21 protein-coding genes are annotated in these 24,091 nt (G+C 41.3%); 12 read left to right on the plus strand and 9 right to left on the minus strand.

Features of this window, described 5'->3' with window-relative positions; all coding sequences use genetic code 11:
* Nucleotides 1-19 precede the first annotated feature (19 nt).
* From ACMAZF_RS07675 to ACMAZF_RS07700, 6 genes are all read right to left on the minus strand, one after another.
* Nucleotides 20-652: a hypothetical protein gene (locus ACMAZF_RS07675; RefSeq protein WP_435276803.1), complete on the minus strand. Its 633-nt coding sequence runs from the start codon at nt 650-652 to the stop codon at nt 20-22.
* Nucleotides 653-655: 3 nt separating this feature from the next.
* Nucleotides 656-1,345, minus strand: a complete 690-nt coding sequence (locus ACMAZF_RS07680; RefSeq protein WP_435276804.1) for a PspA/IM30 family protein — start codon at nt 1,343-1,345, stop codon at nt 656-658.
* Between the two features lie 28 nt (nt 1,346-1,373).
* Nucleotides 1,374-1,787 (minus strand): YjfI family protein, encoded by a 414-nt coding sequence (locus ACMAZF_RS07685; RefSeq protein WP_435276805.1) that lies wholly within the window; start codon nt 1,785-1,787, stop codon nt 1,374-1,376.
* A gap of 111 nt (nt 1,788-1,898) precedes the next feature.
* Nucleotides 1,899-3,668, minus strand: a complete 1,770-nt coding sequence (locus ACMAZF_RS07690; protein ID WP_435276806.1) for a polyamine aminopropyltransferase — start codon at nt 3,666-3,668, stop codon at nt 1,899-1,901.
* A gap of 17 nt (nt 3,669-3,685) precedes the next feature.
* Nucleotides 3,686-4,588: a DUF350 domain-containing protein gene (locus tag ACMAZF_RS07695; RefSeq protein ID WP_435276807.1), complete on the minus strand. Its 903-nt coding sequence runs from the start codon at nt 4,586-4,588 to the stop codon at nt 3,686-3,688.
* Nucleotides 4,589-4,602: 14 nt separating this feature from the next.
* On the minus strand, nt 4,603-5,565 hold the full coding sequence (locus ACMAZF_RS07700; protein ID WP_435276808.1) for a hypothetical protein: 963 nt from the start codon (nt 5,563-5,565) through the stop codon (nt 4,603-4,605).
* A 143-nt stretch (nt 5,566-5,708) separates the two neighbouring features.
* Between ACMAZF_RS07700 and glnE the strand changes: the two genes are divergently transcribed.
* Nucleotides 5,709-8,585, plus strand: a complete 2,877-nt coding sequence (gene glnE / locus ACMAZF_RS07705; protein WP_435276809.1) for a bifunctional [glutamate--ammonia ligase]-adenylyl-L-tyrosine phosphorylase/[glutamate--ammonia-ligase] adenylyltransferase — start codon at nt 5,709-5,711, stop codon at nt 8,583-8,585.
* A gap of 4 nt (nt 8,586-8,589) precedes the next feature.
* Here glnE and ACMAZF_RS07710 read toward each other — a convergent pair whose 3' ends face one another.
* Together ACMAZF_RS07710 and ACMAZF_RS07715 are read right to left on the minus strand one after the other, a co-directional pair.
* Nucleotides 8,590-9,117, minus strand: coding sequence for a hypothetical protein (locus ACMAZF_RS07710; protein WP_435276810.1), 528 nt, complete (start codon nt 9,115-9,117; stop codon nt 8,590-8,592).
* Between the two features lie 66 nt (nt 9,118-9,183).
* Nucleotides 9,184-10,077, minus strand: coding sequence for a LysR family transcriptional regulator (locus ACMAZF_RS07715; protein ID WP_435276811.1), 894 nt, complete (start codon nt 10,075-10,077; stop codon nt 9,184-9,186).
* Between the two features lie 117 nt (nt 10,078-10,194).
* Between ACMAZF_RS07715 and ACMAZF_RS07720 the strand changes: the two genes are divergently transcribed.
* The 3 genes from ACMAZF_RS07720 to ACMAZF_RS07730 all read left to right on the plus strand — a co-directional run bounded on the left by ACMAZF_RS07720 (nt 10,195) and on the right by ACMAZF_RS07730 (nt 14,981).
* Entirely contained in the window at nt 10,195-11,292 is a 1,098-nt protein-coding gene (locus ACMAZF_RS07720; protein WP_435276812.1) for an efflux RND transporter periplasmic adaptor subunit, read from the plus strand.
* A complete protein-coding gene (locus tag ACMAZF_RS07725) occupies nt 11,292-14,345 on the plus strand; it encodes an efflux RND transporter permease subunit (protein WP_435276813.1) in 3,054 nt (1,017 codons plus the stop codon). Before ACMAZF_RS07720 ends, ACMAZF_RS07725 begins: the two co-directional genes overlap by 1 nt.
* 147 nt (nt 14,346-14,492) lie before the next feature.
* Nucleotides 14,493-14,981, plus strand: a complete 489-nt coding sequence (locus tag ACMAZF_RS07730) for a hypothetical protein (RefSeq protein ID WP_435276814.1) — start codon at nt 14,493-14,495, stop codon at nt 14,979-14,981.
* An 82-nt stretch (nt 14,982-15,063) separates the two neighbouring features.
* Here the strand turns inward: ACMAZF_RS07730 and tolC are convergent, their stop codons facing one another.
* Nucleotides 15,064-16,359, minus strand: coding sequence for an outer membrane channel protein TolC (tolC, locus tag ACMAZF_RS07735; RefSeq protein ID WP_435276815.1), 1,296 nt, complete (start codon nt 16,357-16,359; stop codon nt 15,064-15,066).
* Nucleotides 16,360-16,614: 255 nt separating this feature from the next.
* Here tolC and ACMAZF_RS07740 point away from each other — a divergent pair, with 255 nt between their 5' ends.
* The 8 genes from ACMAZF_RS07740 (at nt 16,615) to ACMAZF_RS07775 (ending at nt 24,072) form a co-directional block, all read left to right on the plus strand.
* A complete protein-coding gene (locus ACMAZF_RS07740) occupies nt 16,615-17,226 on the plus strand; it encodes an NUDIX domain-containing protein (protein WP_435276816.1) in 612 nt (203 codons plus the stop codon).
* Nucleotides 17,227-17,252: 26 nt separating this feature from the next.
* A complete protein-coding gene (locus tag ACMAZF_RS07745; protein WP_435276817.1) occupies nt 17,253-17,720 on the plus strand; it encodes a DUF1249 domain-containing protein in 468 nt (155 codons plus the stop codon).
* Complete coding sequence (gene cpdA / locus ACMAZF_RS07750; RefSeq protein ID WP_435276818.1) at nt 17,717-18,526, plus strand: 3',5'-cyclic-AMP phosphodiesterase; 810 nt, start codon at nt 17,717-17,719, stop codon at nt 18,524-18,526. Before ACMAZF_RS07745 ends, cpdA begins: the two co-directional genes overlap by 4 nt.
* A 91-nt stretch (nt 18,527-18,617) precedes the next feature.
* Nucleotides 18,618-19,214 carry a YqiA/YcfP family alpha/beta fold hydrolase gene (locus tag ACMAZF_RS07755; RefSeq protein WP_435276819.1) on the plus strand — a complete coding sequence of 199 codons (597 nt, stop codon included), beginning with the start codon at nt 18,618-18,620 and terminating at the stop codon, nt 19,212-19,214.
* A gap of 76 nt (nt 19,215-19,290) precedes the next feature.
* Nucleotides 19,291-21,204, plus strand: a complete 1,914-nt coding sequence (gene parE / locus ACMAZF_RS07760; RefSeq protein WP_435276820.1) for a DNA topoisomerase IV subunit B — start codon at nt 19,291-19,293, stop codon at nt 21,202-21,204.
* A gap of 11 nt (nt 21,205-21,215) precedes the next feature.
* Complete coding sequence (gene parC / locus ACMAZF_RS07765) at nt 21,216-23,519, plus strand: DNA topoisomerase IV subunit A (protein WP_435276821.1); 2,304 nt, start codon at nt 21,216-21,218, stop codon at nt 23,517-23,519.
* A gap of 3 nt (nt 23,520-23,522) precedes the next feature.
* Complete coding sequence (locus tag ACMAZF_RS07770; protein WP_435276822.1) at nt 23,523-23,747, plus strand: DUF3565 domain-containing protein; 225 nt, start codon at nt 23,523-23,525, stop codon at nt 23,745-23,747.
* 16 nt (nt 23,748-23,763) lie between these two features.
* Nucleotides 23,764-24,072, plus strand: a complete 309-nt coding sequence (locus tag ACMAZF_RS07775; protein ID WP_435276823.1) for a hypothetical protein — start codon at nt 23,764-23,766, stop codon at nt 24,070-24,072.
* The last annotated feature ends 19 nt before the right edge of the window (nt 24,073-24,091 follow it).

The following is a 24,091-nucleotide window of genomic DNA, read 5'->3' on the forward strand; positions in this document are numbered from 1 at the left end:
GTTCTTATGTATTTACCGGCTAACTTTTAGGCCAGTATTGCCTAATATCGGTTATTGGACGTCGTAGCGTTAATACAACATCGGTTTCGCCACCCTCATATACTTCTGCTTCAATGCCGTACTGTTCATCATCTGATTCTGCGCCGTAACGCTCGAATGACTCACCATCATCTTCTTTAAGACGCTGTTGGCGATGATCTACATTGTGAAAATAGCCAAATTGTGCAAATTCACATTGACGGTAATGTTGTCCTGCCCACTGGCTGAACTGAGTTGGAATATTTTTTACGTTAAGCTCCGCATTGCCAGGCTCATCGAATAGCTTCGAAAATTCGTCTAAATCAAATATTTGACCGACGATATCGCGGCTTATTTTAAGGGAAAATACTAGGGTTTGTACATCGTCATTTTCTACTGATAAAAATAAAATGTCATCAGTGGAGCCTTGCAATACCCATTCAACGGTTTTATTACGTTCGTATTCATAGGTATTGATTTGCTTTATTTCTAGGGATTGCCCACGCAGCAGCGCGGGCAGGGCAAAACTATCATCAAGGGTAATGATGTCACCAGTTCGAAGTTGTTCCGGCTTCTCTAAGGTGCGCTTTGGTTTTTCTGAAGAAGATCCAAATAGTTTGCCAAAAAATCCCATAACTTACCCCTGTTTAGACTTTAAACGATCTAATACGCTGTTAGCGCTAGTTTGTTGCTCGCCAATACCAGCAGCTGCTAGCTTGTCTTTTAATGATTGGTCGCTACCTTCAGCAGCTAAATCATCTGCCGCTTGCATGCGGTCATCAAAGTCTTGTTGTTTCTCTTTGATACGCTCAAGAGATTGTTTTGCATTTAATAACTTTGAGTTGCTGTTGCTGAAGTTATCAGTAATAGCGGCCGTTGCTTTTTGAACACTCTCAGTTGTCTTTACCATGCTTAGTTGACGCTGGTAATCAGCTAGCTGACGTTCAGTGCCTTTAACTAAGTCTTTAAGACGAATTGCGCCTTTTTCATAGTTATCAAACGATGCTTGTTGCTCTGCAAGTTCAGCTTCTAGGCCTGCAATTTTTTCAGCAACTTCTAAAGCCAAAGTTTCGTTGCCTTGATTTAGTGCCGTTGTCGCATAACCTTCGTGCTCTGTGATTGAGCGGTTAATACGGTCTAGCTCGCGCTTAGCCTGCATTTGTTTTGCCATGATACCTGTTAGGTCACGTTTGGCTTTTGTTAAATGGTTTTCTGCATCTCTAATTTCTTGTGCAAAAATACGTGTAGCGTTTGCATCAACAATCGCTTCACCTGCTTCACTAGCACCGCCACGTATGGCTGTAATAATTTTACTAAAAATACTCATAATGATTCTCCGTGGGATTGTTAATTGGTTACAGTAAGTAATCGGCCATTTCGTTAATAACTTCAAGTGAGTTGTCACTTAATACACTGAGCTCATGCTCTACATCGTGTAATGAAGAATTAACAGAAAGGGCACCAAAAATGACGTATTTGTCGTCAATTTTTGAAAATGAAGACAATGGCATTGGGATGTTCATCTCAACCATGGCTTCAAGCATTTCGCTGCGTGTGTCTTGCTTAACTTCTTCTTCACCCCAAAGGTAAGCAATACACAAAATTTGATCGTCGGTAACAGAAACAAAGATTGGAATTTCTTCACGTCCTGTAATAGTTACTTGTAATACATCAACTTCACCAGCAATTGGTAAGCTGTCGAATGTAAAACCTGTATCGCTATTGTCTGCGAGTTCGTTTAAATGATTAGCAATTAAATGGATATTCATAACATTTCCTTTGCGACATAATATGTCTTGAGTTTGTAATTTAGTTTGTTAGACATAATATGTCAAACAATTATTTCAATCTTTTTACATAAACGACGATCTCAGCTGATTTTATTGATTTTGATACCAGCTGTTGTTGTTTCCTTGCTGCGATTCCCACGCTTGTTGATGGTAGCGATAAAGTGTAAAGCTGCCAAGTTCATTTACTTTAATTCCATCCATTTGTTGATAAAACCCCTGTGAAAATTCAAAGCTTGCTTGAATTAATTGTGGAGTTAGCCAAGTTTCAAATGGTTGCATGTTAGGTTGTTGAATGAGTCGTTGTCTTGCAGACAACCCACTCTTTGTCGCTATCGTCCAGCCCCATTGGCCAAAACTTGGTACATTAAAGTTGTATTGCTCTACATCTTTAAACGTCGCTGACTTAATGGTTTTTGCAATACTCATAAATGCTTTTTTAGCGTGAAACGGTGAAGTGGACTGAACTACCATTACGCCGTCATTTGAAAGTAGCTGTTTAACTTTTAAATAAAAAGTTCGGCTGTAAAGCTTATTAAGATCAGGGTGCGACGGATCAGGCAAATCGATTATTATCGTATCAAAGCGCGCAGTTTTACCAATCAGCAAATCCGTACCGTTGTACGCATCTGCGTGAATTATAGTCACGCGGTCATCATTAAGAGAATCATTATTGAGGCGCTTGATGTTGTCAGCTAAATGGTTATTAAGATGCTGATGGGGCTCTTTAAACAGCGCGACAACGTCGTTATCCAGATCCATCAAGGTAACCTGTTTGGGTGACCACGCTAATACATCGCGTAGTGCTAGTCCATCTCCTCCGCCTATGATCAATACATTGTCATGACGTGCTGACGCAGCCATTGCTGGATAGACAAGAAATTTGTGATAAATGTGTTCGTCATCTTGAGCAAACTGCAGACGACCATTGAGGTATAGACTAACCATTGGGAAGTTATGATTAGGTAACTGACGTTCAGTTAATACAACTTGCGCGTAGCGTGTTTGTTGATGATGCGCAACTTTATCTAAATACAGCAAATTGTTAAATGACTTAGCCCATTGGCCACCGTGACTAAAAATAGCAGCGACTAAAAATGCGCACGCAATGTGACCAAATAACAGTAGATACTTAAAGCGAATGTGTTGTTTATACCTTAGCCAAAATACGACGCCGGCGATAAGGTTTGCACTAGCGGTAATACTGGCACTTAGATTGATTTCTAGGGATAACATGATGGTTATCCAAATTGCAGCGCCAATGCCCGCACCAATATAGTCTGCACCATAAATAGTACCTGCGTTGTGCACTAAATGCTGTTTGTGAACAAATTCACGGATCCGCGCGATGAGCGGGATTTCCATACCAATAAATAAACCCAATACAGCGCCGAAGAAATAAGGGCTGTAATGTGTTATGTCATAGAGTACACTGAAAAAACCGCCTTGTACTTCTGCATCCGGTGGCAAATTAAATGTTTGTGCAATAATTTGTGGTAGTAGTTGAACAGCAGCAATCGCGCTTGATATAACGAGAATTGCGCTACAACCCATAATAGCGATAATTAATTCTAACCAAGCAAAACCACTAAAAGCACATTTGATTTTACGAGCGGCAAAAGAGCCAACACCCATCGACACTATCATAATGCCAATCATGGTATAGATAGCTGATTCCACTGCGCCAATAACTCGGCCTGCATAGTGCGAGAGTAAATATTCGTAGATTAAACCACAGCCTGCGAGTACTGCCATGATGGTGATGAGTAAAACATCATCAAAGAGTCTTGCTGACGGTTTTTGTGTTGCCGTAGAATTCAAGATAGAGCCTGTAATAAATATGATGACTAGGTGAGGGCTCACCTAGTCAAGGGAGCTGATTAAGACATTAATGCCATTAGAATGAGGGCTACAGCAATGCTGATAACAAACTCTAATGAGGCCACACCAATGTTGTGCTGATGGTCAACTTCTTCAGTCAAGTTGATGCGTGATAATACGAGCTTCTTAACAAGCGGTACTAATACGTAAAGTAATGCAACCATCACAATGCCAAATAACAACCAACCTAACGCGTTCTCAACGTAGCCTTGAGGAACGTAAATTAAAAAGTTAGACGCTGCTGTTAATGTAAATCCTGTTGCAATCAAAAATCCGGCATGACGAATTGATAAGGCGATTTGACCACCAGCAATAGCGTCTTGGAATTGACTACCTTGATTATTCTTACGATAAGCAGATTCACGTAAACGGGTCACTGCAATTAATAGTGCTTGTGCAATGACAAACCCACTAAGGATCGCGATGAACGTGTCTACGGTTAAATCATTGGCCCATAACAGCGTTGCACGAATAATTAGTGCAGTTGCTACAAGCGCTGCAGCATCGATAATGGCAACACTCACGTTACCTTCTTTGATGTGTGCAACCTTATCTAACCCAGATAAGGCAAATTTATCATGGGCAACACGGCCTAGTTTAATTAATATTAAGCCGACAACACCATAAAGGCTCATACCGATGGCTTCTTGAGCAAAGCTTGTACCTGCTTCACCTGTGATAGCGCCGGTTAACACAATGGCTAACGCGAGCAGGCTACCTGCTAATGAAATGCCAAAGGCAAAATTGTCTTTGCTTGCGAGCTCTTCAGTAGTATTAACACCAGCCCACAGGCCAGAGATGAATCGCATCGTATAAAGCAAAACAATAGCGATAGTTAAATCAATGGCCAAAATAACCAACAGGTTTGGCTCATGATTTATTAATAGTTGTAATTGTTCCATAGTTATCAATCCTATTATTTGCCACGACTTGAGCCGCGAGAAGTGCTACTGCGGCTGTTTCTGAAACTTGAATTATTTGCATAGCTCGATGTCGAGCGAGTTTGTTTTAATCTATTACTGCTACTAAAACCTTTTCCGGCAGCCGTTTTAGCCTGCGAACTTTGACGCGATAAACGGCTACTTCCAACACGAGATTTACTATACGGTGTTGAATAGCGAGATCCTGTGCTGAATTTCTTATTAGTCTTTTTCCAAACATCACTGTGTTTTTTACGTTGTTTTGGTGAGCTGTAGCGATAGCGGCCATAGTCATTGTAATAACTATATCCACGATGGCGGCCCCAACGGTCAAACGAGATTGGGCTTGATAGGTTAGAAATTAACGCATACATTCCATACCATTCCCAAAACGACATACCGTTGTTATTATTCCAAGTACCGTAATTAGGGTTACCTACCAATTGCGACCCGACACCAAAGTCTTCACTGTTATTAGCTTGTTGACTTTGTTGTTGGCTTAACGCGTTAACACGTGCAAGTGCGCCATTTGACATATCAGCCAACACATTCACAACATCGCTTAATGCATCGTTAAAGAGTACTGGATTGAGGGCTTCACTAATATTAGTTAACTCTTGCGCCTGCTCATCTTTTGAAACAAAGTTTGACGCAATAACTGAATCTGAAACACGCTTTTTTAGCCCTTGATACATTGGACCTTCAGGCGTGCCATCAAGCACAAGCTGTTTAATGAGTGGGGTTAACTCCGGGCGTGACTTCTCAAGAATGGGAGCATATTCACCAATGAGCGTTGCATTTCTAATCTGCTTGCCAATTAGTTGCCGTTCTAAAGTCTTAAGTTTACTTTCATTGGTTTGTGTTAAGTTGGTTATTGCATCGTCTAGCGGATCAGAACATCCACCTAGCAATGCAAAAAATACCAGCATTAACATTATTTTTAAGGGCTTACCTGCCATATGAACCTCTTCAATGATATGGTAACGATTAACTTAGTCACACTAAAACCGTCGCTTGCATGTGAAGCGTCAGTTGTAGCAGTTATGACATATTATGTCTACATTTATCAACTAAATTTTTAGATCAACGGATGTTATCAATAATGGCCGCGAATAACACTAACTCTTTGCCTTCTCAATTATTATTATTAAAACAACAGCGTATCGAGGACTTTAAATTAGTCTATAGAGATGACATTGCCAGTATAGATTTACATTATCTCGACCAATTGGGTGAATTTTGTGCATTAAGTGATTTTGGTCATCGCCACTTGGTCAGGAATCCTCAATGGGCAACCGACATTTTACAAGATGGCTTATTATATTGTGATGAACTTAAACCCCATATAGAGCGACGCTTCACACAACTCATTAAGTCTGTTACGACAGAGCCTGAGCTTGAAAAATGCTTACGCGATGTGCGCAATTTCTTTCAAATAGTTATTGCTTTGCGCGATTTAGGCCAGCATGCGCACATAACACAGTCTCTTATTGATGTATCTGAACTCGCTGAAATTCTGATTATTGGCGCGCGAGATGTGTTAAGCAAACTGCTTGAAAAAACATGGGGATTACCTCACGACAGTGACGGAAATATTCAACCATTAATGATATTAGGGATGGGAAAATTAGGCGGTCATGAACTTAATTTTTCATCAGACATCGATCTCATTTTTACATTTCCTAACCACGGTGAAACAGTAGGCGGTAGACGCAGTACTGACAATCAGCAATATTTCGTGAAACTTGCCCAAAAATTAGTTAATGCGTTGGATAAAACAACGGTAGATGGCTTTGTTTATCGAGTTGATATGAGATTACGTCCCTTTGGTAACTCTGGGCCTTTAGTGGCGAGTTATGCTGCACTAGAGGACTACTATCAATCGCAAGGGCGAGATTGGGAACGGTATGCGATGGTGAAATCTCGAATATTGGGCGGTGAAGATAGTTTTAGTCGTGAACTAAAAAGCATGATCCGTCCATTTATGTTCAGACGTTACATTGATTTTAGTGCCATTGAATCACTGCGTAAAATGAAAATGATGATCACTCACGAAGTTCGCCGTCGTGGATTAATCGATAACATTAAACTTGGCAGTGGCGGCATTCGCGAAGTTGAATTCATTGTACAAGTATTTCAAATGATCCGCGGTGGGCGTGAACCACAATTACAAAATCAGTCTCTGTTGATAACTCTAGAGCGTTTACAATCGCTTGATATTATCAGTCCAGATGACTGCCACGATTTAAAAAATAGCTATTTATTTTTGCGTTTAAGTGAGCAAACGCTACAGCAAATAGATGATAAACAAACCCAAAAATTACCTGATAATGAATTAGATTGGCAGCGCTTACTCTGGGTCACAGGGCATCAAACGCAAGATGACTATCGAGCGACCCTTGGTCATCATATGCAGATCGTCGAAGAGCAGTTTGCCAATGTTATTGGTCAAGACGATGAAGACGATTCACCTGACTCTAAAGAACACGAATTGCTATCGGTGGTGTGTAACGCTGATGAATCTTTTGATGGCGAATCCATATTGTTTGAACTGGGATGTTGTTGTCCTCAAGCGCTGTTTCGCGAAATTATGGCCTTAAAATCAGAACTTGAGAAACGCCGTGTCGGTGTGCGCGGTCAAGAAGCAATGGCTAAATTATTACCTTTGCTAGTGGGTGGGTTGATCAATGAAGAGGAGGCCGATGGGCTATTTCGTAAAATTGCTAATATTTTAAAAACGATTGCCACCAGAACCGCCTATATAGACTTGCTATTAGAAAACCCTGGAGCGTTAAAGCAACTGGTTTCTCTATGTAAAGCAAGTGATTGGATTAGTAAGCAATTAACATTGCATCCTATTTTACTTGATGAATTACTAGACCCAAAATCATTATATAGTCCGACGCCATTAGATGAATACGGCGCGCAGCTGCACCAATATTTAATGCGAATTCCGCCTGAAGATTTAGAACAAGTGATGGAAGGCTTACGCCAACATAAGCAATGTCAACAACTACGTATTGCAGCAGCGGATGTAACCGGTGCAATGGAAGTAATGACCGTCAGCGACCATCTGACCGCGTTGGCACAAAGTATTGTAGAGTACGTCATTGATATTGCATGGCAACAATTAATCCAGCGCTATGGGACCCCAGTATTTGAGGGTGACAATAAAGGATTTGCAGTGATTGGCTACGGTAAACTTGGTGGCTTTGAATTGGGGTATGGATCTGATCTCAACTTGGTCTTTGTGCATAGTGGCGTTAGCGGCACTATGACGGATGGCAACAAAGAAATTGACAGCGCACATTTCTATTTAAAGCTTGCCCAGAGAATTTTACATTTATTTAATACACGCACAGTATCAGGCATTTTGTATGAATTGGATATGCGACTTCGCCCGTCTGGTAGTAAAGGATTAATGGTAATTCACATTGATTCTTTTGTAGATTATCAGCACAGTGAAGCGTGGGTTTGGGAACATCAAGCTTTGGTGAGAACACGCGTGGTGTGCGGATCGCTATGGCTTAAAGAAAAATTCAAATCTATTCGTGAAGGAATTCTGTGCAAATCTCGTGACAGAGCGATTTTACAGGGAGATGTGGCAAAAATGCGCGTTAAAATGCGAGACCATCTCACGCAAGGCTCAGATGACGTTTTCGACTTAAAGCAAGATAACGGTGGTATTGCAGACATTGAGTTTATTGCGCAATTTCTCGTGCTTGGATATAGCGAGCTCCATCCGGAATTAACGCGCTTTAGTGATAATGTAAGTATCTTTAAGCAAGCAAAAGTTTTGAAACTTATCAGTCTGGAAGAGCAACAAACGTTAAGCCAAGCGTACCAAGACTATCGTCATAAAGGGCATCGATTAGTACTCAATGATTTAAAGAACCAAACAGATGATAAAGAATTTGCAGAGCAGCGAGATGGGGTAAGTCAAATTTGGCGCCGCTTAATGTTAACGGCGCCTCAATGATGGCTTAGAAACCACAATTAACACCAGGCACTTGAGTTAATACTTCACTGCGAACTTGGTTGTAGTTTACTAAATAACAGTCCGTACCATTTAAGACACGGTAAGTTTGTGTCGGCGTATTGTTAACAATAATTGTTTTGTTAACCGAAACTGGTGGCTGATAAATCGTTGTTCGATACCCGTGACCATAATGGGTCTTAGAATAGGTTGTCGTTACATGCGTATTGTGATGAGACGATGAATCACTAAGAATACTGCCTATGACGACACCGCCAATAATGCCGCCAATTATTTCACCTGTATGATTGTGACGATGTTTACGGTGATTTTTGTAGCGGTGTTTTACATGATGATGTTTACTGTGATGATGTTTACTGTGATGATGACGTTTATGGCTCTTGTAATGTTTCTTGTGATGACCATTATAGTTCGAATGATGATTCACTTGATGGCCTGCAAATACAGCCGGCGATAACAATAACGACGTTGAAATTAAACCGGTAACGGTTAATTTTGTTATTAAGTTGCTCATAAATATTCTCCAATGAGATAGCATATGAATTCATCTTAACGTAGCTAACTTAATTGAAACTGAATTTTAAATTGTTGGCAAATTTATCGTTTTTATCCGTTCCCAAAACATCTGACCAACGGGGCCCAAGACTTTATCCTCTTTGATAATGGCACGTACTTCACCGTTCAGACTTTTCTCAAAATCATCGAGATGAATCTCTTGTAATAATCCTTGTTTCAACTCATCGAGAATTCGAGATTTGGGAATGAACCCTGTGCCCATCCCTGCGATTAATAGTGCTTTGAGGGTTTGAGCGTCCTTTGTTTTCACCAGAGGTTTGGCACTATGAGCGCCCATTTGTTCACTATCAAAACTCAAACTGCTTTCAATCATAGTGACAGTCGGTTGTTGATGTAGATCTGAAAGGCAGTTGATGGATTTACCTGCTAAAAATTGTGGTGATGCCACCACAACAATCTCAAATTCTTCAACGGGCAATGTTAAATAATCGCCAATGGCGTGAAATAAATGAAACCAAGCACCAAAGGTAATATCAACTTCATTGTTATTAAGTTGTTCAAGTGACGAAAACCTTGAGCCTGCAATTAACTCGAAACTTGTGGTTGGAAACTGATGCTGAAAACTCGCCAAGATATCAATGATGAATTGACTGTCGCACATCGGATCATAACCGATACGAAATACCGCTTCATGACCTTGCGCTAGATGTTTACCAACGGATTCTAGTTGCTCTGCGCTTAATAATAACCCTCTTGCTTGACGGTAGAAAATTTTTCCTTGGGGCGTTAATGTTAAGCGATAGCCAGAACGATCAAGCAGGGGAAAGCCATATTGTTGCTCAAGTTTCTTAATCGCCATTGAGATGGCTGGCTGTGTTTTGTGGAGTGCGTCAGCCGCAGCTTGAATCGTGCCTAGCTCAACAATGTTATGAAGTGCTTTAAGTTGTTCTAATGTCATCGTTAAAAATATATCGTATAAATAAAATTTATGATGTTGATAACTTTATATAAATTTTATTGCTTTCACAAGCAAGATACAATTGTCTACTCTCGTCAAACTATTAGGATGTTGCGCATGTTTAGCCAATTTAGCCGCCGTAAAAGCATTGCTGTGGTATTTTTATCTTCTCTATTTCTGTCAGCTTGTGATAATGCTGAGACTCCCCCAGAAGAAACCTTTCCACCCATGGTTAAGATTGTTGACGTGGGAGGATTGACGCAAGGCAGCATCCGACAATTTCCCGCGCAAGTTGAGCCTAATAAAGACAGTCATTTGGCATTTCGAGTCAGTGGTGAATTGAAAGAATTTGCTGTTAAAGCAGGTAATCGCGTAACTAAAGGGCAGTTACTGGCCAAATTAGATGACCGTGATTTTAAAATTCAAGTCAATGATCGCAAAGCACGACATGCATTGGCTAAGTCGCAGTTTGAACGAGCAAAACAATTACGGGATAGAAAGCTTGCATCCCAAGCGCAATATGATGAAGCACAAGCAAACCTATTGGTTGCCCAAGCCAACCTAAACAGTGCGGAAACAGCGTTAGAATATACGTCATTGTATGCGCCTTATGATGGCGTTATCGCAAAGGTATATGCTGAGAATCTTCAGAATGTACAAGCACAACAAGTGATTTTAAATATGCAAAATGTTGATAGCGTTGATGTGTCAATTCAACTGCCAGAGCGATTAGTCGCCATTATCAATAAAGAGACAGGCTATTCACCGAGTGTGGTCTTTGACTCACTGCCTAATAAAACATTTAACGTCACAGTCAAAGAGTGGGACGCGCAAGCTGACGCTGCAACCCGTACTTTTAAAGTTGTTTTTACCCTTAAACTCACTGAGCAAGATAATATTTTGCCGGGAATGTCTGGTACTTTGTTTGCTGACTTAGCTCAAGTTACTCATCAAGATTATAGTCAAGTAGTGGTCCCAGTTTCAGCAGTCTTTGCTGCGGACGATAAGCAAAGTGAAACCGCGCAGCGTTTTGTCTGGGTTGTTAACGATGATATGACAGTGAAACATCGCGCCGTAGACGTTGGAAGCTTATCAGGCAATGGCATTATCATTAAAAGTGGTCTTAGCGGCGATGAAAAAATTGTCGGTGCTGGCGCGCATTATTTATCGGAAGGTGATTTTGTTCGCGCATGGTCTCGTGAGCGAGGCCTATAATGGATATTGCAAAGTTATCGATTAAAAATTCAGTCATTAGCTGGATGTTTGCTGTCCTGCTGTTATTGGGGGGCATTGTTTCTTATTCCGACTTAGGTCGCTTGGAAGATCCTGAATTTACCATTAAAGAAGCAATGATTATTACCAGTTACCCTGGTGCCAGTCCGCTGCAAGTAGAAGAAGAAGTTAGTTATCCCATAGAAAACGCCTTACAACAATTACCCTATATTAAAAATATTCGCTCAATTTCAACGCCGGGTTTATCGCAAATTATCGTTGAAATGAAAGGAACATATCGTAAGCAGGAGCTTCGTCAAATATGGGATGAAGTTCGCCGTAAAGTTAACGATTTAGCTGGTAATTTTCCTCAAGGTGTTAATCCCCCACAAGTTAAAGACGATTTTGGTGATGTTTTTGGCGTCATGCTAGCGCTTACTGGTGATGGCTATAGCAACGAGGAACTCAAAGATTTTTCAGACTATCTTCGCCGTGAGCTAGTGTTGGTTGATGGGGTCAATAAAGTCAATGTTGCTGGTACTCAGCAAGAGCTTGTCGTTGTTGAAATATCTCGTAGTAAACTGGTTTCACTGGGTATTCCACAGGCGAGTATCTTTGAATTATTACGTAGCCAAAATACCGTTTCAAATGCGGGAAAGATCAAAGTTGGTCAAGAGTCTATTCGTTTTCACTCAACGGGAGAATTTAGTGAAGTTAAAGAATTAGAATCACTAATTATTTCTGCGCCCGGTGCCAGTGAGCTGATCTATTTAGGTGATGTTGCCGATGTGAGCCGTCAATACAGTGAAGTTCCGCAGCACGTGACACAGTACAATCAAAAACCTGCACTACTTATTGGCGTGTCATTTGCCAGTGGCGTTAACGTGGTGGAAGTGGGTGAGAATTTACAACAGCGTCTTACTGAATTAGCTTATTTTAAGCCACTTGGGTTAGATATCGATACGGTTTATAACCAACCTGTTGAAGTTGAAAATTCGGTATCAGGTTTTATCTTAAGCCTTGTTGAAGCTGTTGCTATCGTGATTTTGGTGCTACTTTTGTTCATGGGGCCGCGAAGTGGTTTATTGATTGGTCTGATTTTGGTTATTACAGTCTTTGGTAGTTTCATTTTTATGAAACTGATGGCGATTGATTTGCAGCGTATTTCATTAGGTGCATTGATTATTGCACTGGGGATGCTGGTGGATAATGCCATTGTAGTCACCGAAGGGATCCTGATGGGTCTGAAGAAAGGGCGAACGACAGCCCAAGCGGCGAGTGATATTGTTAAACAAACTAAATGGCCATTACTTGGCGCGACAGTTATTGCGGTAACTGCATTTGCACCCATTGGTTTATCGTCTGACTCCACCGGAGAATTCGCAGGTAGTTTGTTTTGGGTATTGCTAATATCGTTAATGCTGAGTTGGATTACGGCAGTAACTTTAACGCCATTTTTTGCCAATTTATTGTTTACCAATGATAAATCTCAGCAAGACACTGATAACCAAGACCCATATAAAGGCGCGATGTTTGTATTCTACAAACGCTTTGTGACGTTATGTATTCGGTTTAAAGCGATTTCAGCTTTATCACTCATTGCAATACTTGTGCTTTCAGTCATTGGTTTTGGTCAAGTAAAGCAATCATTTTTTCCTGCGTCGAATACCCCGATGTTTTACGTTGATTTATGGCGTTATCAGGGCTCAGATATTCGTGAAACCCAAAAAGATATCGCAAAGATCAGTGAACATTTGTTAACGCAAAAAGGCGTAACGCAAGTGACATCAACGGTTGGGCAGGGTGCACTTCGCTTTATGCTGACTTATGGCCCAGAGAAAAGCTATCCGGCGTTTGGGCAACTCATTGTGCGGGCTGAAGATCGCGAGCAACAACTGGTTATCATGAATGATTTACGCGAATACCTACGAGACAATTTTCCAAATGCGTTATCCAAAATTAAACCAATGGAAATTGGACCACCAGTTGAGTCGAAACTAGAAGTACGTTTTTCTGGAGCAGATCCTGATGTGCTTCGTGGTTTGGCCGCTCAAGCCAAACAAGTGCTGTTGGATAATCCTGATGCCTATAACGTACGTCATGATTGGCGTCAGCGCAGCAAAACTATTCGCCCAGTGTTCAACGAAGCGGCAGGCAGGCGCGTTGGTATTACCAAAGCTGATCTTGATGAATTGTTATTGGTGAGTTATTCCGGCAAAGCCGTTGGCCTATATCGCGATGGTACGCAAATGCTGCCGATTGTTGCGCGAGCACCTGATCAAGAACGCTTGTCTATTGATAGTTTAGAGGCGCTGCAAATTTATAGCCGTAGCCTAGGACGTTACATACCAGTGAGTCAGGTGGTGGATGGCTTTGAGACGCAGTGGGAAGATCCTATTATTATGCGCCGCGACCGCAAACGCACCATTACCGTAAAAGCGGATCATGACGTGTTAGGCGATGGCACAGCAGCACAAGTCTTTAATCAAGTCCGTCCATTAATTGAAGCGATTGAATTGCCTCGCGGTTATCAATTGGTGTGGGGTGGCGAATATGAAAGCTCTACCACGGCACAAAAAGCATTGATGGGGGGATTACCATTAGGTTACCTCACAATGTTTATGATAACCGTATTCTTATTCAACTCCATTCGTGCACCATTGGTGATTTGGGTAACAGTACCGATGGCTATTATTGGTGTCGCTGGTGGTTTACTCGTGATGCAAGCACCGTTTAGTTTTATGGCGTTACTTGGGTTATTGAGTTTGTCAGGAATGCTGATTAAAAACGGAATTGTGTTAGTTGATCAAATCAATATTGAGCTTGAATCAGGACTTGAGCCTTTTGATGCCGTGCTAATGGCGGGTGCTAGTCGTGTGCGGCCAGTTGCGATGGCTGCGATAACAACTATTCTTGGCATGATTCCATTATTATTCGATGTGTTTTTTCAATCAATGGCCGTGACCATTATGTTTGGGTTAGGTTTCGCTACTGTCTTAACCTTAGTGTTTGTCCCTGTTTTTTACACCATGTTCTTTGGTATAAAAGCTAAGTAATTATCATTTACAACCTTGAGGCACTGGGCATTCGCTCAGTGTTTCCTTTCTTCCTTTTCTTCATTACAACTTCACGAAACTTCTATACAAAACCATATGGTTTAATTTGCTATATTTCGTCCAATTATTTTCGTCACGCTAGCAGCCATGGTGGCCACTAAAAAACAAATAATACTTCCTATTCTCATATTGCTAGGAACTATTGCGATTGCAGCGGCATTTGTTGCCATGAAGGAAGCGCCAAAAGAAAAAGAACCTAAAGCATTTATTCCGGTCGTTAAAACTCAAACGATTAATGTTAGTGAGTTAACGATGAAGGTTAAATCGCAAGGCATGGTGATGGCTAAGGAGCAAACGGTATTAGTGGCACAGGTCGGCGGAAAAATCACCAAGCTTGCCCCAGCGTTTATTCGTGGTGGCCGCGTTAAAGCAGATGATGTGTTATACCACTTACTTAATGCAATTAATGGTATAAAGCCTCGCAGTTCATTAGCATTACCTGCAATGCGCCAAGTCATAGATGCATATTCAAGAGCGAAAGAAGGTAAGGGTGAGATTGATTTAACGGTGTTTAGCGCATTACTAAACGAACAAGGGCTCCTAGGTATTGTCTATTGGCAAGCTCATTGGCAGTGAACAAGGAATTGTTGCCATTGAAATAAGGGCATAAAAAAACCAGCATTACGCTGGTTTTTTGCAATCTGGCGTTAGCACCGTCTTATTTAAGACCCTTGCTAATCAAGATTAAATCTTGCTCTTTTAATGTACCAGCTGTTTGTTTTAGGCTCAGTACAGAAAGAATATAAGAATAACGTGCATCAGACAGTTGACGCTTTGAGTTGTATACTTGACGCGTTGAGTTTAATACGTCAACGATAGTACGTGTACCCACTTCAAAACCCGCTTCTGTTGCTTTTAATGCGCTGTCAGCAGACTTTGCTGCTTGCTCGTATGCCTTAATCGATGAGATTGAAGCACGAACGTTGTTGAAGTTATTACGAACATTACGCACAACACTGCGATGATCTTGTTCTAATTTTTGTGCGCTAGCCACATAACCGAAACGCGATTGGTCGACTTGTGATGTTGTTGCGCCGCCTTTATAGATAGGTACGTTTAGCTGTAAGCCAATTGAACCACCAAGCGTCTTTTCGCCTTTAAAATCTTTGTCAGCACTAAGAGATGCACCTAATGTTGGTAAATGACCTGATTTTGCTAAATCGATACGCTGTTTTGCGATATCTTGCGCTAAGCGACTGTCTAATAACGTTAAGTTATTTTCTTCAGCGAGTTTAATCCACTCTGAAGACACGGCTGGCATTGGCATTGCTGCGCTAAATGACTCTGTGTTTAACGCATCTAAATCACTGTGTTTAAGACCTGTGATTTCTGTTAATACTTCAAGGCTATTTTCAAGGCTATTTAACGCCATGATTTCGTTAGCTGTTGATAAATCAAATTGTGCTTGAGCTTCGTGAACATCAGTAAAGGCGTTTAAGCCCACTTCAAAACGTTGTTTTGTTTGCTCAAGTTGACGTTCGATAGCGCGTTTTTCTGCTTGCACAAATGACAGGCTGTCAGTATTTTTAAGTACATCAAAATAGGCATTGGCAACACGAAGAATTAGTCCTTGCTGGGCCGCTGCTAATTGTGCATCACTGCGAGACGCTGATTTCTCAGATAAGCTAAGGCTTAACCAAGAACCGTGAGAATATATTTGCTGTGTTAAAGTGATGTTTGCGCCACTAGTCCACTGTGAGTTCCACTCATAACTACCAGTTGCATCGTTACCGCGATTACCAAGGCTAATTGACCCTGAAATTTGTGGTAATAAAACTGCGCGAGATTCAGTAATTGCTGCAAAGCTAGAATCACGATTTGCTTTTGCTTGTTTAATTTGTGGGTCGCCTTGAAGGGCTTGTTGGTAAATCTGGTGCAATCCATCTGCATTGGCTGTCATAGAAAGTAAACCTAAGCTTACTGACAACATGAGTTTATTTAATTTAGAGCTCATTTGAAATCCTAACGGTCTTTACAATAATTTGTGCTTAATCTAAGCGTTTTTTTGTCACTTAACCAGAGGCCAAGTGTAACAGTTTATTTTATGCGAGGAATCTCCTAATTATTATGGAAACTCATGGCATTACTATTCAATTTGCTACTAGGTATTAGTAATGGTGTCTAAGCTAGCATAATTCAAGTTATACTGAACAATTATATTTAAATATTAACAACTAAGATGTAAATCTTTGTAAAGGCAAATTGATTGATGAAGCAATTTTCGAAAAATGATGTCACCGTCGTTAAAAAAGAAGTGGTATTTCAGGGCTACTTTCGAATGCTTAAATATTATTTCACCCATGCGTTATTTTCCGGCGGAACGAGCAAGATAGTTGAACGAGAGCTGTTTGAACGTGATACCGCTGTTGCTGTTATTCCCTATGATCCCGTGCGCGACCAAATTGTAATGGTTGAGCAAATTCGTGTTGGTGCCTTTGGGCATGACATTAATCCATGGATGATTGAATTGGTGGCAGGAATGATTGAAGAGGGCGAATTGGCAGATGATGTCGCCAAGCGAGAACTCAAAGAAGAAACAGGTTTAGATTGCCAACGTCTCGATAAAATCATGAGTTATTTAGTCAGTCCTGGTGGAACGTCCGAGTGTATCGATCTATACATTGCTGAAATAGATGCCAGTCAAGCATTAGCGATTGCAGGTTTGGAATGTGAGTCAGAAGATATTAGAACGATGGTCATAGACGTTAGTGAAGCAATTGACCATTTGTCGCAATCTAAATTTCAAAATGGTGTTACCATAGTTGGTCTTCAATGGTTGGCACTCAATCATCAAACGTTGAAGAATAAATGGTGCCCTTAAGATATAGAACATCCTCTGAGTAGTTTATGGCGAGTAACAGTTTAACAAAATCGAAATATCAACCAGATATGCTGGCACTTCATCGTGCTCATTCTTACAATTATTTACTAATTCTCAAGCTCTTACCCGAGTTAGATAGCGAAAGGCCATATTTTTTTCACTTAGATAATGGATGTTATCAACTGAGTGTTTGCGAGCAAACTCAGTATACGAGCGTGCTTGATATAGAGAATATTGCATCAAGCGTTATCATTGATGATGAAAGTGCAACCAGTCTCACACCTCGATTAAAAGTACGGCTTTATCATGATGCCCAAATGGCAGAAGTGTTAGCTAGTCGACAGATCCGTTATTTTAAATCACGTTATGATTATCCTAATCGGCTGATGCAACAGCCGGACGAGAAATACCAAATCAATAAGTTTTTAACGCAATGGTTAGAGCATTGTTTTAAGGACGGACGTGTAATGACATTGGATCCGAGGCATTCATGAACGAAGATATTTTAAGGCTAGGACAGGCCAATCCACAGATTTTACAATTTAGTGACCTTCATCTTTCGAGCAATGAAGAGTTAATGGGCATAAATTGTGATGAAAGTTTTGCGGCTGTAAAGGCGTTGGCATCGCAATATCATAGTGTTGATCTAACGTTGATTACTGGTGATATATCTCAAGATCACAGTGAAGCATCTTACCAAAAATGTTGTGAAGTTTTCCGATATCAACAACACCCAGTTGCTTGGATTACGGGGAATCATGACGAAGTTGCTATGCAAAATGATGTGCTGTCAGTTGGCGCTATTACGCCGGTTAAGCGTATTTTATTTAAGCATTGGCAATTGTTGCTTTTAAATTCCCAAATTCCTGGGAAAATTTGCGGTGCAATTAGTGATGAAGAGCTTGAACAAATTGAACAAGCTGCTATTGATTATCCGAAGCATCACATTATGCTTGTGCTACATCATCATCCAATCCCGATGAATAGTGAATGGATTGACAATCATTGTTTAACCAATCGTGACGAATTGTGGGATGCTGTTAATAAGGCCGGCAATGTCAAAGGTATGATGTTTGGGCACGTTCATCAGATGGTTGATGAGGTCAAAGATGGTGTTCGAGTGCTTGGTTGTCCATCAACCAGTGTTCAATTTACCCCAAATCAAGATGAGTTTTCTGTCGATGATGCGCAACCTGGTTTTCGTTACTTAGAGTTGCTGGCTAACGGCACCATAAAGACCAAGGTACATCGTGTTGCTGATAATAAATTTATTGCAACATTTGACCCCGCAGGATACTAACCACGTCTTTATTTTTATCAGCGTTGTTTTGCGCAGCGCTGAGAGATAGTTTATGCTGCCAATCATTGTTTCTTCCCAATGAACTATGTTTGTGAATAGCCCTAAATATCTTATCTATCTTCACGGCTTTAATAGCTCGCCGCAGTCAGTTAAAGCGCTACAAATGAATCAATTCATCAATGATAATTGCTTTGACATTAGCATTGTGACACCAACGCTTGAAGTTACGCCGCGTATTGCACTTGAACAAATTATCTCAATAGTTAACGACATAAAAAACAAGCACGTAAATGCAGTGATTGGTTTCGTTGGCAGCTCTATGGGTGGGTTCTTAGCCACCTTGTGTGGTGAAAAGTATGGCGTAAAAGCGGTATTGATTAATCCGGTTGTTGCGCCACATCGTATGATTGATTCGTTAGTCGGTGATTATACCAATCCGTATTCTGGCGAAACATTTAAGGTCACTAAAAAAGATGGTAATGAATTAGCTGCGATGAATTTTGATGCATTATCTACCGCTTCTAATTACTGGGTGCTGCTCCAACAAGGCGATGAAACCCTTGATTATTGTGATGCGTTATCGGTTTATCAGCACAGCCGCATTACGCTAGAGCCGCTTGGCGATCACGGTTTTGTAGGCTTTGACAGATATTTACATGCGATTGTAGAATTTTTATTCGAAAATTGATGTTAAGTACTTAAATGATCAAGCAAATTTCGTTACACTGAGCGTAATAATAAGAACAACCACATAAGGCCTTATCGTGAGTGAACAGCAATATAATTCGGATGCCATCGAAGTACTCAATGGCTTAGATCCCGTTAAACGCCGTCCGGGAATGTACACCGACACCACACGCCCAAATCACCTTGGTCAAGAAATCATCGATAATAGTGTCGATGAAGCGCTTGCTGGTTTTGCAAGTTCTATCCAAATTGTTTTACATGAAGATCATTCACTTGAAGTTGTTGATGATGGTCGTGGTATGCCCACTGATATTCACCCTGAAGAAGGTGTGAGCGGCGTAGAGCTCATTCTATGTAAACTGCATGCCGGTGGTAAGTTTTCTGGGAAGAATTATGCCTTTTCAGGTGGTTTACACGGGGTAGGTATCTCAGTTGTGAATGCACTGTCAACACGTGTTGAAGTCACTATTCGCCGTGATGCTAAAGTGTATGAAATTGCATTTGAGAACGGTGATAAGGTTGAAGATCTTCGTGAGACAGGGACTTGTGGTAAACGCAATACGGGTACCAGTGTTCGCTTTTGGCCTGATGCGTCTTATTTTGATTCTTATAAATTTTCTATTTCACGCCTTAACCATAACCTGCGCTCAAAAGCGGTGCTATGTCCCGGTCTAAAAATTAAATTTACTAACAAGATCACCAAAGATGTCCAAGAATGGCACTATGAATCGGGCTTAGAAGATTATTTATTAGAAACCGTAAAAGAATGGCCATGTCTGCCTGAAACGCCGTTTGTTGGTAGTATGAGCAGTAAATCAGAGGCGGTTGATTGGGCAGTGGTATGGCAGCCGGAAGGTGGCGATGCCCTGAGCGAAAGCTATGTAAATTTAATTCCGACTATTCAAGGCGGTACGCATGTTAACGGCCTTCGCGCTGGCTTACTTGATGCGATGCGTGAATTTTGTGAATTTAGAAATCTATTGCCACGTGGCATCAAATTAACGCCGGATGATATTTGGGATCGCTGTAGTTTTGTATTGTCAGTAAAAATGCAAGACCCAGCGTTTGCAGGGCAAACCAAAGAACGTTTGTCTTCTCGCCAGTGTAGTGCTTTTGTTTCTGGTGTTGTGAAAGATGCCTTTAGTCTATGGCTCAATCAACACACTGAAATTGCCGAACAATTGGCTGATTTATGTATCAATAACGCGCAACGTCGATTAAAAGCCACAAAGAAAATCGCCCGAAAGAAAGTTACTTCAGGCCCTGCACTACCTGGTAAGCTAACGGACTGTACCGGTCAAGATCCATCGCGCGCAGAGTTGTTTTTAGTCGAAGGTGATTCTGCTGGTGGTAGTGCAAAACAAGCCCGTGAGCGTGAATTCCAAGCAGTGATGCCACTGCGTGGTAAAATTCTTAATACTTGGGAAGTTGAATCGTCTCAGGTACTTGCCTCACAAGAGGTTCATGATATCTCGGTGGCGATTGGGCTCGATCCAGACTCTTCTGATTTATCTGCGCTACGCTATGACAAAATTTGTATCCTAGCTGATGCCGACTCGGATGGATTGCATATTGCAACACTCCTGTGTGCGCTGTTTATGATGCATTTTCGAGAATTAGTGCGCCAAGGCCATGTTTATGTTGCTATGCCGCCGTTATACCGTATCGATATAGGTAAAGAAGTCTTCTATGCGCTTGATGAAGATGAAAAAAATGGCATTTTAGATCGCATTGAAGCGGAGAAAAAACGCGGTAAAGTGAACGTACAGCGTTTTAAAGGATTGGGTGAAATGAATCCATTACAACTTCGTGAAACGACTATGGATCCAAATACTCGCCGACTGGTTCAGCTAACGCTTGAAGAAGAAGAGCAGACATGTGAAGTCATGGATATGTTACTTGCCAAGAAACGTTCGCCAGATAGACGTCATTGGTTAGAGACGAAAGGCAACTTGGCACAAACAGCTTTAAATATTGAAGAACAGGTTTAAATAGGCAAATTATGACAGATAAAACATTAATGAGCTTGGATGGCGTTGAACAACAATCAATGCACAGCTTTACCGAAGACGCCTATTTAAATTACTCAATGTACGTCATCATGGACAGGGCACTGCCGCATGTTGGTGATGGCTTAAAGCCTGTGCAGCGTCGAATTATTTACGCAATGAGTGAATTAGGTTTACATGCATCGGCAAAATATAAAAAGTCTGCTCGTACCGTCGGTGATGTATTAGGTAAATTTCATCCTCATGGTGATTCAGCTTGTTATGAAGCCATGGTATTAATGGCACAGCCATTTTCTTATCGCTATCCACTTGTTGATGGTCAAGGTAACTGGGGCGCGCCGGATGATCCTAAATCATTTGCGGCAATGCGCTACACCGAAGCGAAACTTTCTAAATTCAGTGAAGTAATGCTTGGCGAATTAGGCCAAGGCACGGTGGAATGGCAGCCAAATTTTGATGGCACCATGAAAGAGCCTGTGATCCTGCCTGCTCGCTTACCTCATATTTTACTCAACGGCATTACAGGTATTGCCGTTGGTATGGCGACTGACATTCCGCCTCACAATGTGCGAGAAGTGGCCAATGCAACCATTACTTTATTAGATAAACCAAAGACTGAACTTGGTGAATTACTTGAGCATGTCGCTGGACCTGACTATCCAACAAATGCCGAAATTATTACGCCTAAAGCTGATATTGAAAAAATTTATAGCTCAGGCAAGGGCTCAATAAAAATGCGCGCTGTGTTTGATATTGAAGATGGTGAAGTCGTGATTTCTGCATTGCCGCATCAAGTATCAGGCGCAAAAATCCTCGAGCAAATTGCCAGTCAAATGCAAGGTAAGAAATTACCGATGGTGTCTGATTTACGTGATGAGTCAGATCATGAATGCCCGACGCGCTTAGTGATAGTCCCGCGTTCTAACCGCGTTGATATTGACGGTTTGATGAATCATTTGTTTGCAACGACTGATTTAGAAAAAAATTATCGTGTGAACCTCAATATCATTGGTTTAGACAATCGCCCACGCGTGATGGGTTTAAAAGATATTCTCACCGAATGGATTGAGTACCGTCTTGAAACAGTGCGCCGCCGTTTGCAATATCGCCTTGATAAAATCTTAGCGCGTCTGCACATCTTAGATGGTTTATTGGTTGCGTTTTTAAACATTGATGAAGTGATTGAGATCATTCGTACCTATGATGATCCAAAAGCGGAGTTGATGTCGCGCTTTGAATTATCGCAAATTCAAGCAGAAGCTATTTTAGAAATCAAACTTCGCCAGTTAGCCAAGCTTGAAGAAATTAAAATCAAAGCTGAGCAAGACGAATTAAGCGCTGAACGTGACAAAATTGAATTAACCCTTTCTAGCGAACGTCGCATGAAGACCTTGGTTAAAAAGGAAATTGTCGCTGACGCGGAAAAATTTGGCGACGACAGACGTTCTCCAATCATCGAGCGTTCAGAAGCAAAAGCGTTATCAGAAAAAGATTTAGTCCCTAGCGAAGCGGTTACTGTTGTGGTTTCTGAAAAAGGCTGGGCACGTTGTGCTAAAGGCCATGATATTGAACCACAAAACTTAAGTTATAAAGCAGGCGACGGTTATTTGAGTTCAGCGAAAGGGCGCTCAAATCAGCCAGTGGTGTTCATTGATACCTCTGGACGAGCCTATAGTACGGACGCGCATACTTTACCCTCAGCCCGTAGCCAAGGAGAGCCTCTCACTGGCCGCTTTACATTAGGCAGCGGTGAGACGATGGCTCATACAGTCATGGGCGGTGAAGAACAATTGTTCTTAATGGCCACTGATGGCGGTTATGGGTTTATCGGTTCGTTTGGTGACATGGTGTCTGCCAATAAGAAAGGTAAAGCCTTATTATCGCGCCCTAAAGGTAGCGAAGTGATGGTACCTGTGAAGGTGCACGACTATGACAGTCAATTATGTCTAGCAATCTCAAATGAAGGTCGTATGCTAATCTTCCCATTAGAGAGCTTACCTAAGCTAAGTAAAGGTAAGGGCAATAAAATTATTAATATTCCTAGCTCACGCGTTACTACGCGTGAAGAATTTGTGAAACAACTAGCGGTGATAAACCGTGATAGTGATGTCACGTTATTCGCAGGAAAACGTAAACTGACGCTTAAGGCTAGTGATTTAGAGCATTACATTGGTGAACGTGGCCGCCGCGGTAACAAACTTCCGCGTGGACTACAACGTGTCGATTCAATCGATGTAAACCTAGGTGAGCCGATTGTTGATGAAGAAACAACGCAATCACCACCAGAGCAAGATTAAATCATGCAACAGGCCATGGTCGGTTTTCATCGCGATGATGAAAACCATTGGGTTGCGAAGCTTGTTTGTGGTCACAATCAACATGTACGCCACGATCCCCCGTGGCAAAACCGCCCTTGGGTAATATCAGAACTTGGCCGAACTGCAAAGCTTGGTGTCACACTTAACTGTGTTAAGTGTGATGAACAAGCGCCGCGCGATTGGCATTCATTAGACGATTTTCTTTAATTTATACGGCAAAAATATGAGTAAAGTAATTAGCAAAACACAGCTTATTGACGTGTTATCACAGTGGCAATCAGGCCAAATTTCCGTTGAAAAAATGCAGGTTTGGATGATTGATAATTTCGAACCTGATGAGTTTTCAATAGGAAAGGGCGAAGCTGAACATACTGTTGAAGCGATGCATATCGTCATGAACGAATATGAATTAGTTGATGAAACTAAATGTTTAACAAGCGGCGCCAAATTGGCGATTGATTTTGTTAATTCAACACCGGACACATTTATGGCTGCCCGCAGTGTGTTTTTACGTAATGGGTTTAAAGATTGATTTTAGATAGGCTAATTAT

The sequence above is a fragment of the Psychrobium sp. nBUS_13 genome, from assembly GCF_051201665.1.
GTDB lineage: Bacteria > Pseudomonadota > Gammaproteobacteria > Enterobacterales > Psychrobiaceae > Psychrobium.

Coding starts and splice junctions, on each gene's coding strand:
- ACMAZF_RS07710 (WP_435276810.1), bottom strand. CDS start 9,117: ATGAGCAACTTAATAACAAAATTAACCGTTACCGGTTTAATTTCAACG.
- ACMAZF_RS07685 (WP_435276805.1), bottom strand. CDS start 1,787: ATGAATATCCATTTAATTGCTAATCATTTAAACGAACTCGCAGACAAT.
- ACMAZF_RS07720 (WP_435276812.1), top strand. CDS start 10,195: ATGTTTAGCCAATTTAGCCGCCGTAAAAGCATTGCTGTGGTATTTTTA.
- ACMAZF_RS07740 (WP_435276816.1), top strand. CDS start 16,615: ATGAAGCAATTTTCGAAAAATGATGTCACCGTCGTTAAAAAAGAAGTG.
- parC (WP_435276821.1), top strand. CDS start 21,216: ATGACAGATAAAACATTAATGAGCTTGGATGGCGTTGAACAACAATCA.
- cpdA (WP_435276818.1), top strand. CDS start 17,717: ATGAACGAAGATATTTTAAGGCTAGGACAGGCCAATCCACAGATTTTA.
- ACMAZF_RS07695 (WP_435276807.1), bottom strand. CDS start 4,588: ATGGAACAATTACAACTATTAATAAATCATGAGCCAAACCTGTTGGTT.
- ACMAZF_RS07675 (WP_435276803.1), bottom strand. CDS start 652: ATGGGATTTTTTGGCAAACTATTTGGATCTTCTTCAGAAAAACCAAAG.
- tolC (WP_435276815.1), bottom strand. CDS start 16,359: ATGAGCTCTAAATTAAATAAACTCATGTTGTCAGTAAGCTTAGGTTTA.
- ACMAZF_RS07725 (WP_435276813.1), top strand. CDS start 11,292: ATGGATATTGCAAAGTTATCGATTAAAAATTCAGTCATTAGCTGGATG.
- ACMAZF_RS07730 (WP_435276814.1), top strand. CDS start 14,493: ATGGTGGCCACTAAAAAACAAATAATACTTCCTATTCTCATATTGCTA.
- ACMAZF_RS07715 (WP_435276811.1), bottom strand. CDS start 10,077: ATGACATTAGAACAACTTAAAGCACTTCATAACATTGTTGAGCTAGGC.
- ACMAZF_RS07775 (WP_435276823.1), top strand. CDS start 23,764: ATGAGTAAAGTAATTAGCAAAACACAGCTTATTGACGTGTTATCACAG.
- ACMAZF_RS07770 (WP_435276822.1), top strand. CDS start 23,523: ATGCAACAGGCCATGGTCGGTTTTCATCGCGATGATGAAAACCATTGG.
- ACMAZF_RS07745 (WP_435276817.1), top strand. CDS start 17,253: ATGGCGAGTAACAGTTTAACAAAATCGAAATATCAACCAGATATGCTG.
- ACMAZF_RS07680 (WP_435276804.1), bottom strand. CDS start 1,345: ATGAGTATTTTTAGTAAAATTATTACAGCCATACGTGGCGGTGCTAGT.
- ACMAZF_RS07700 (WP_435276808.1), bottom strand. CDS start 5,565: ATGGCAGGTAAGCCCTTAAAAATAATGTTAATGCTGGTATTTTTTGCA.
- glnE (WP_435276809.1), top strand. CDS start 5,709: ATGGCCGCGAATAACACTAACTCTTTGCCTTCTCAATTATTATTATTA.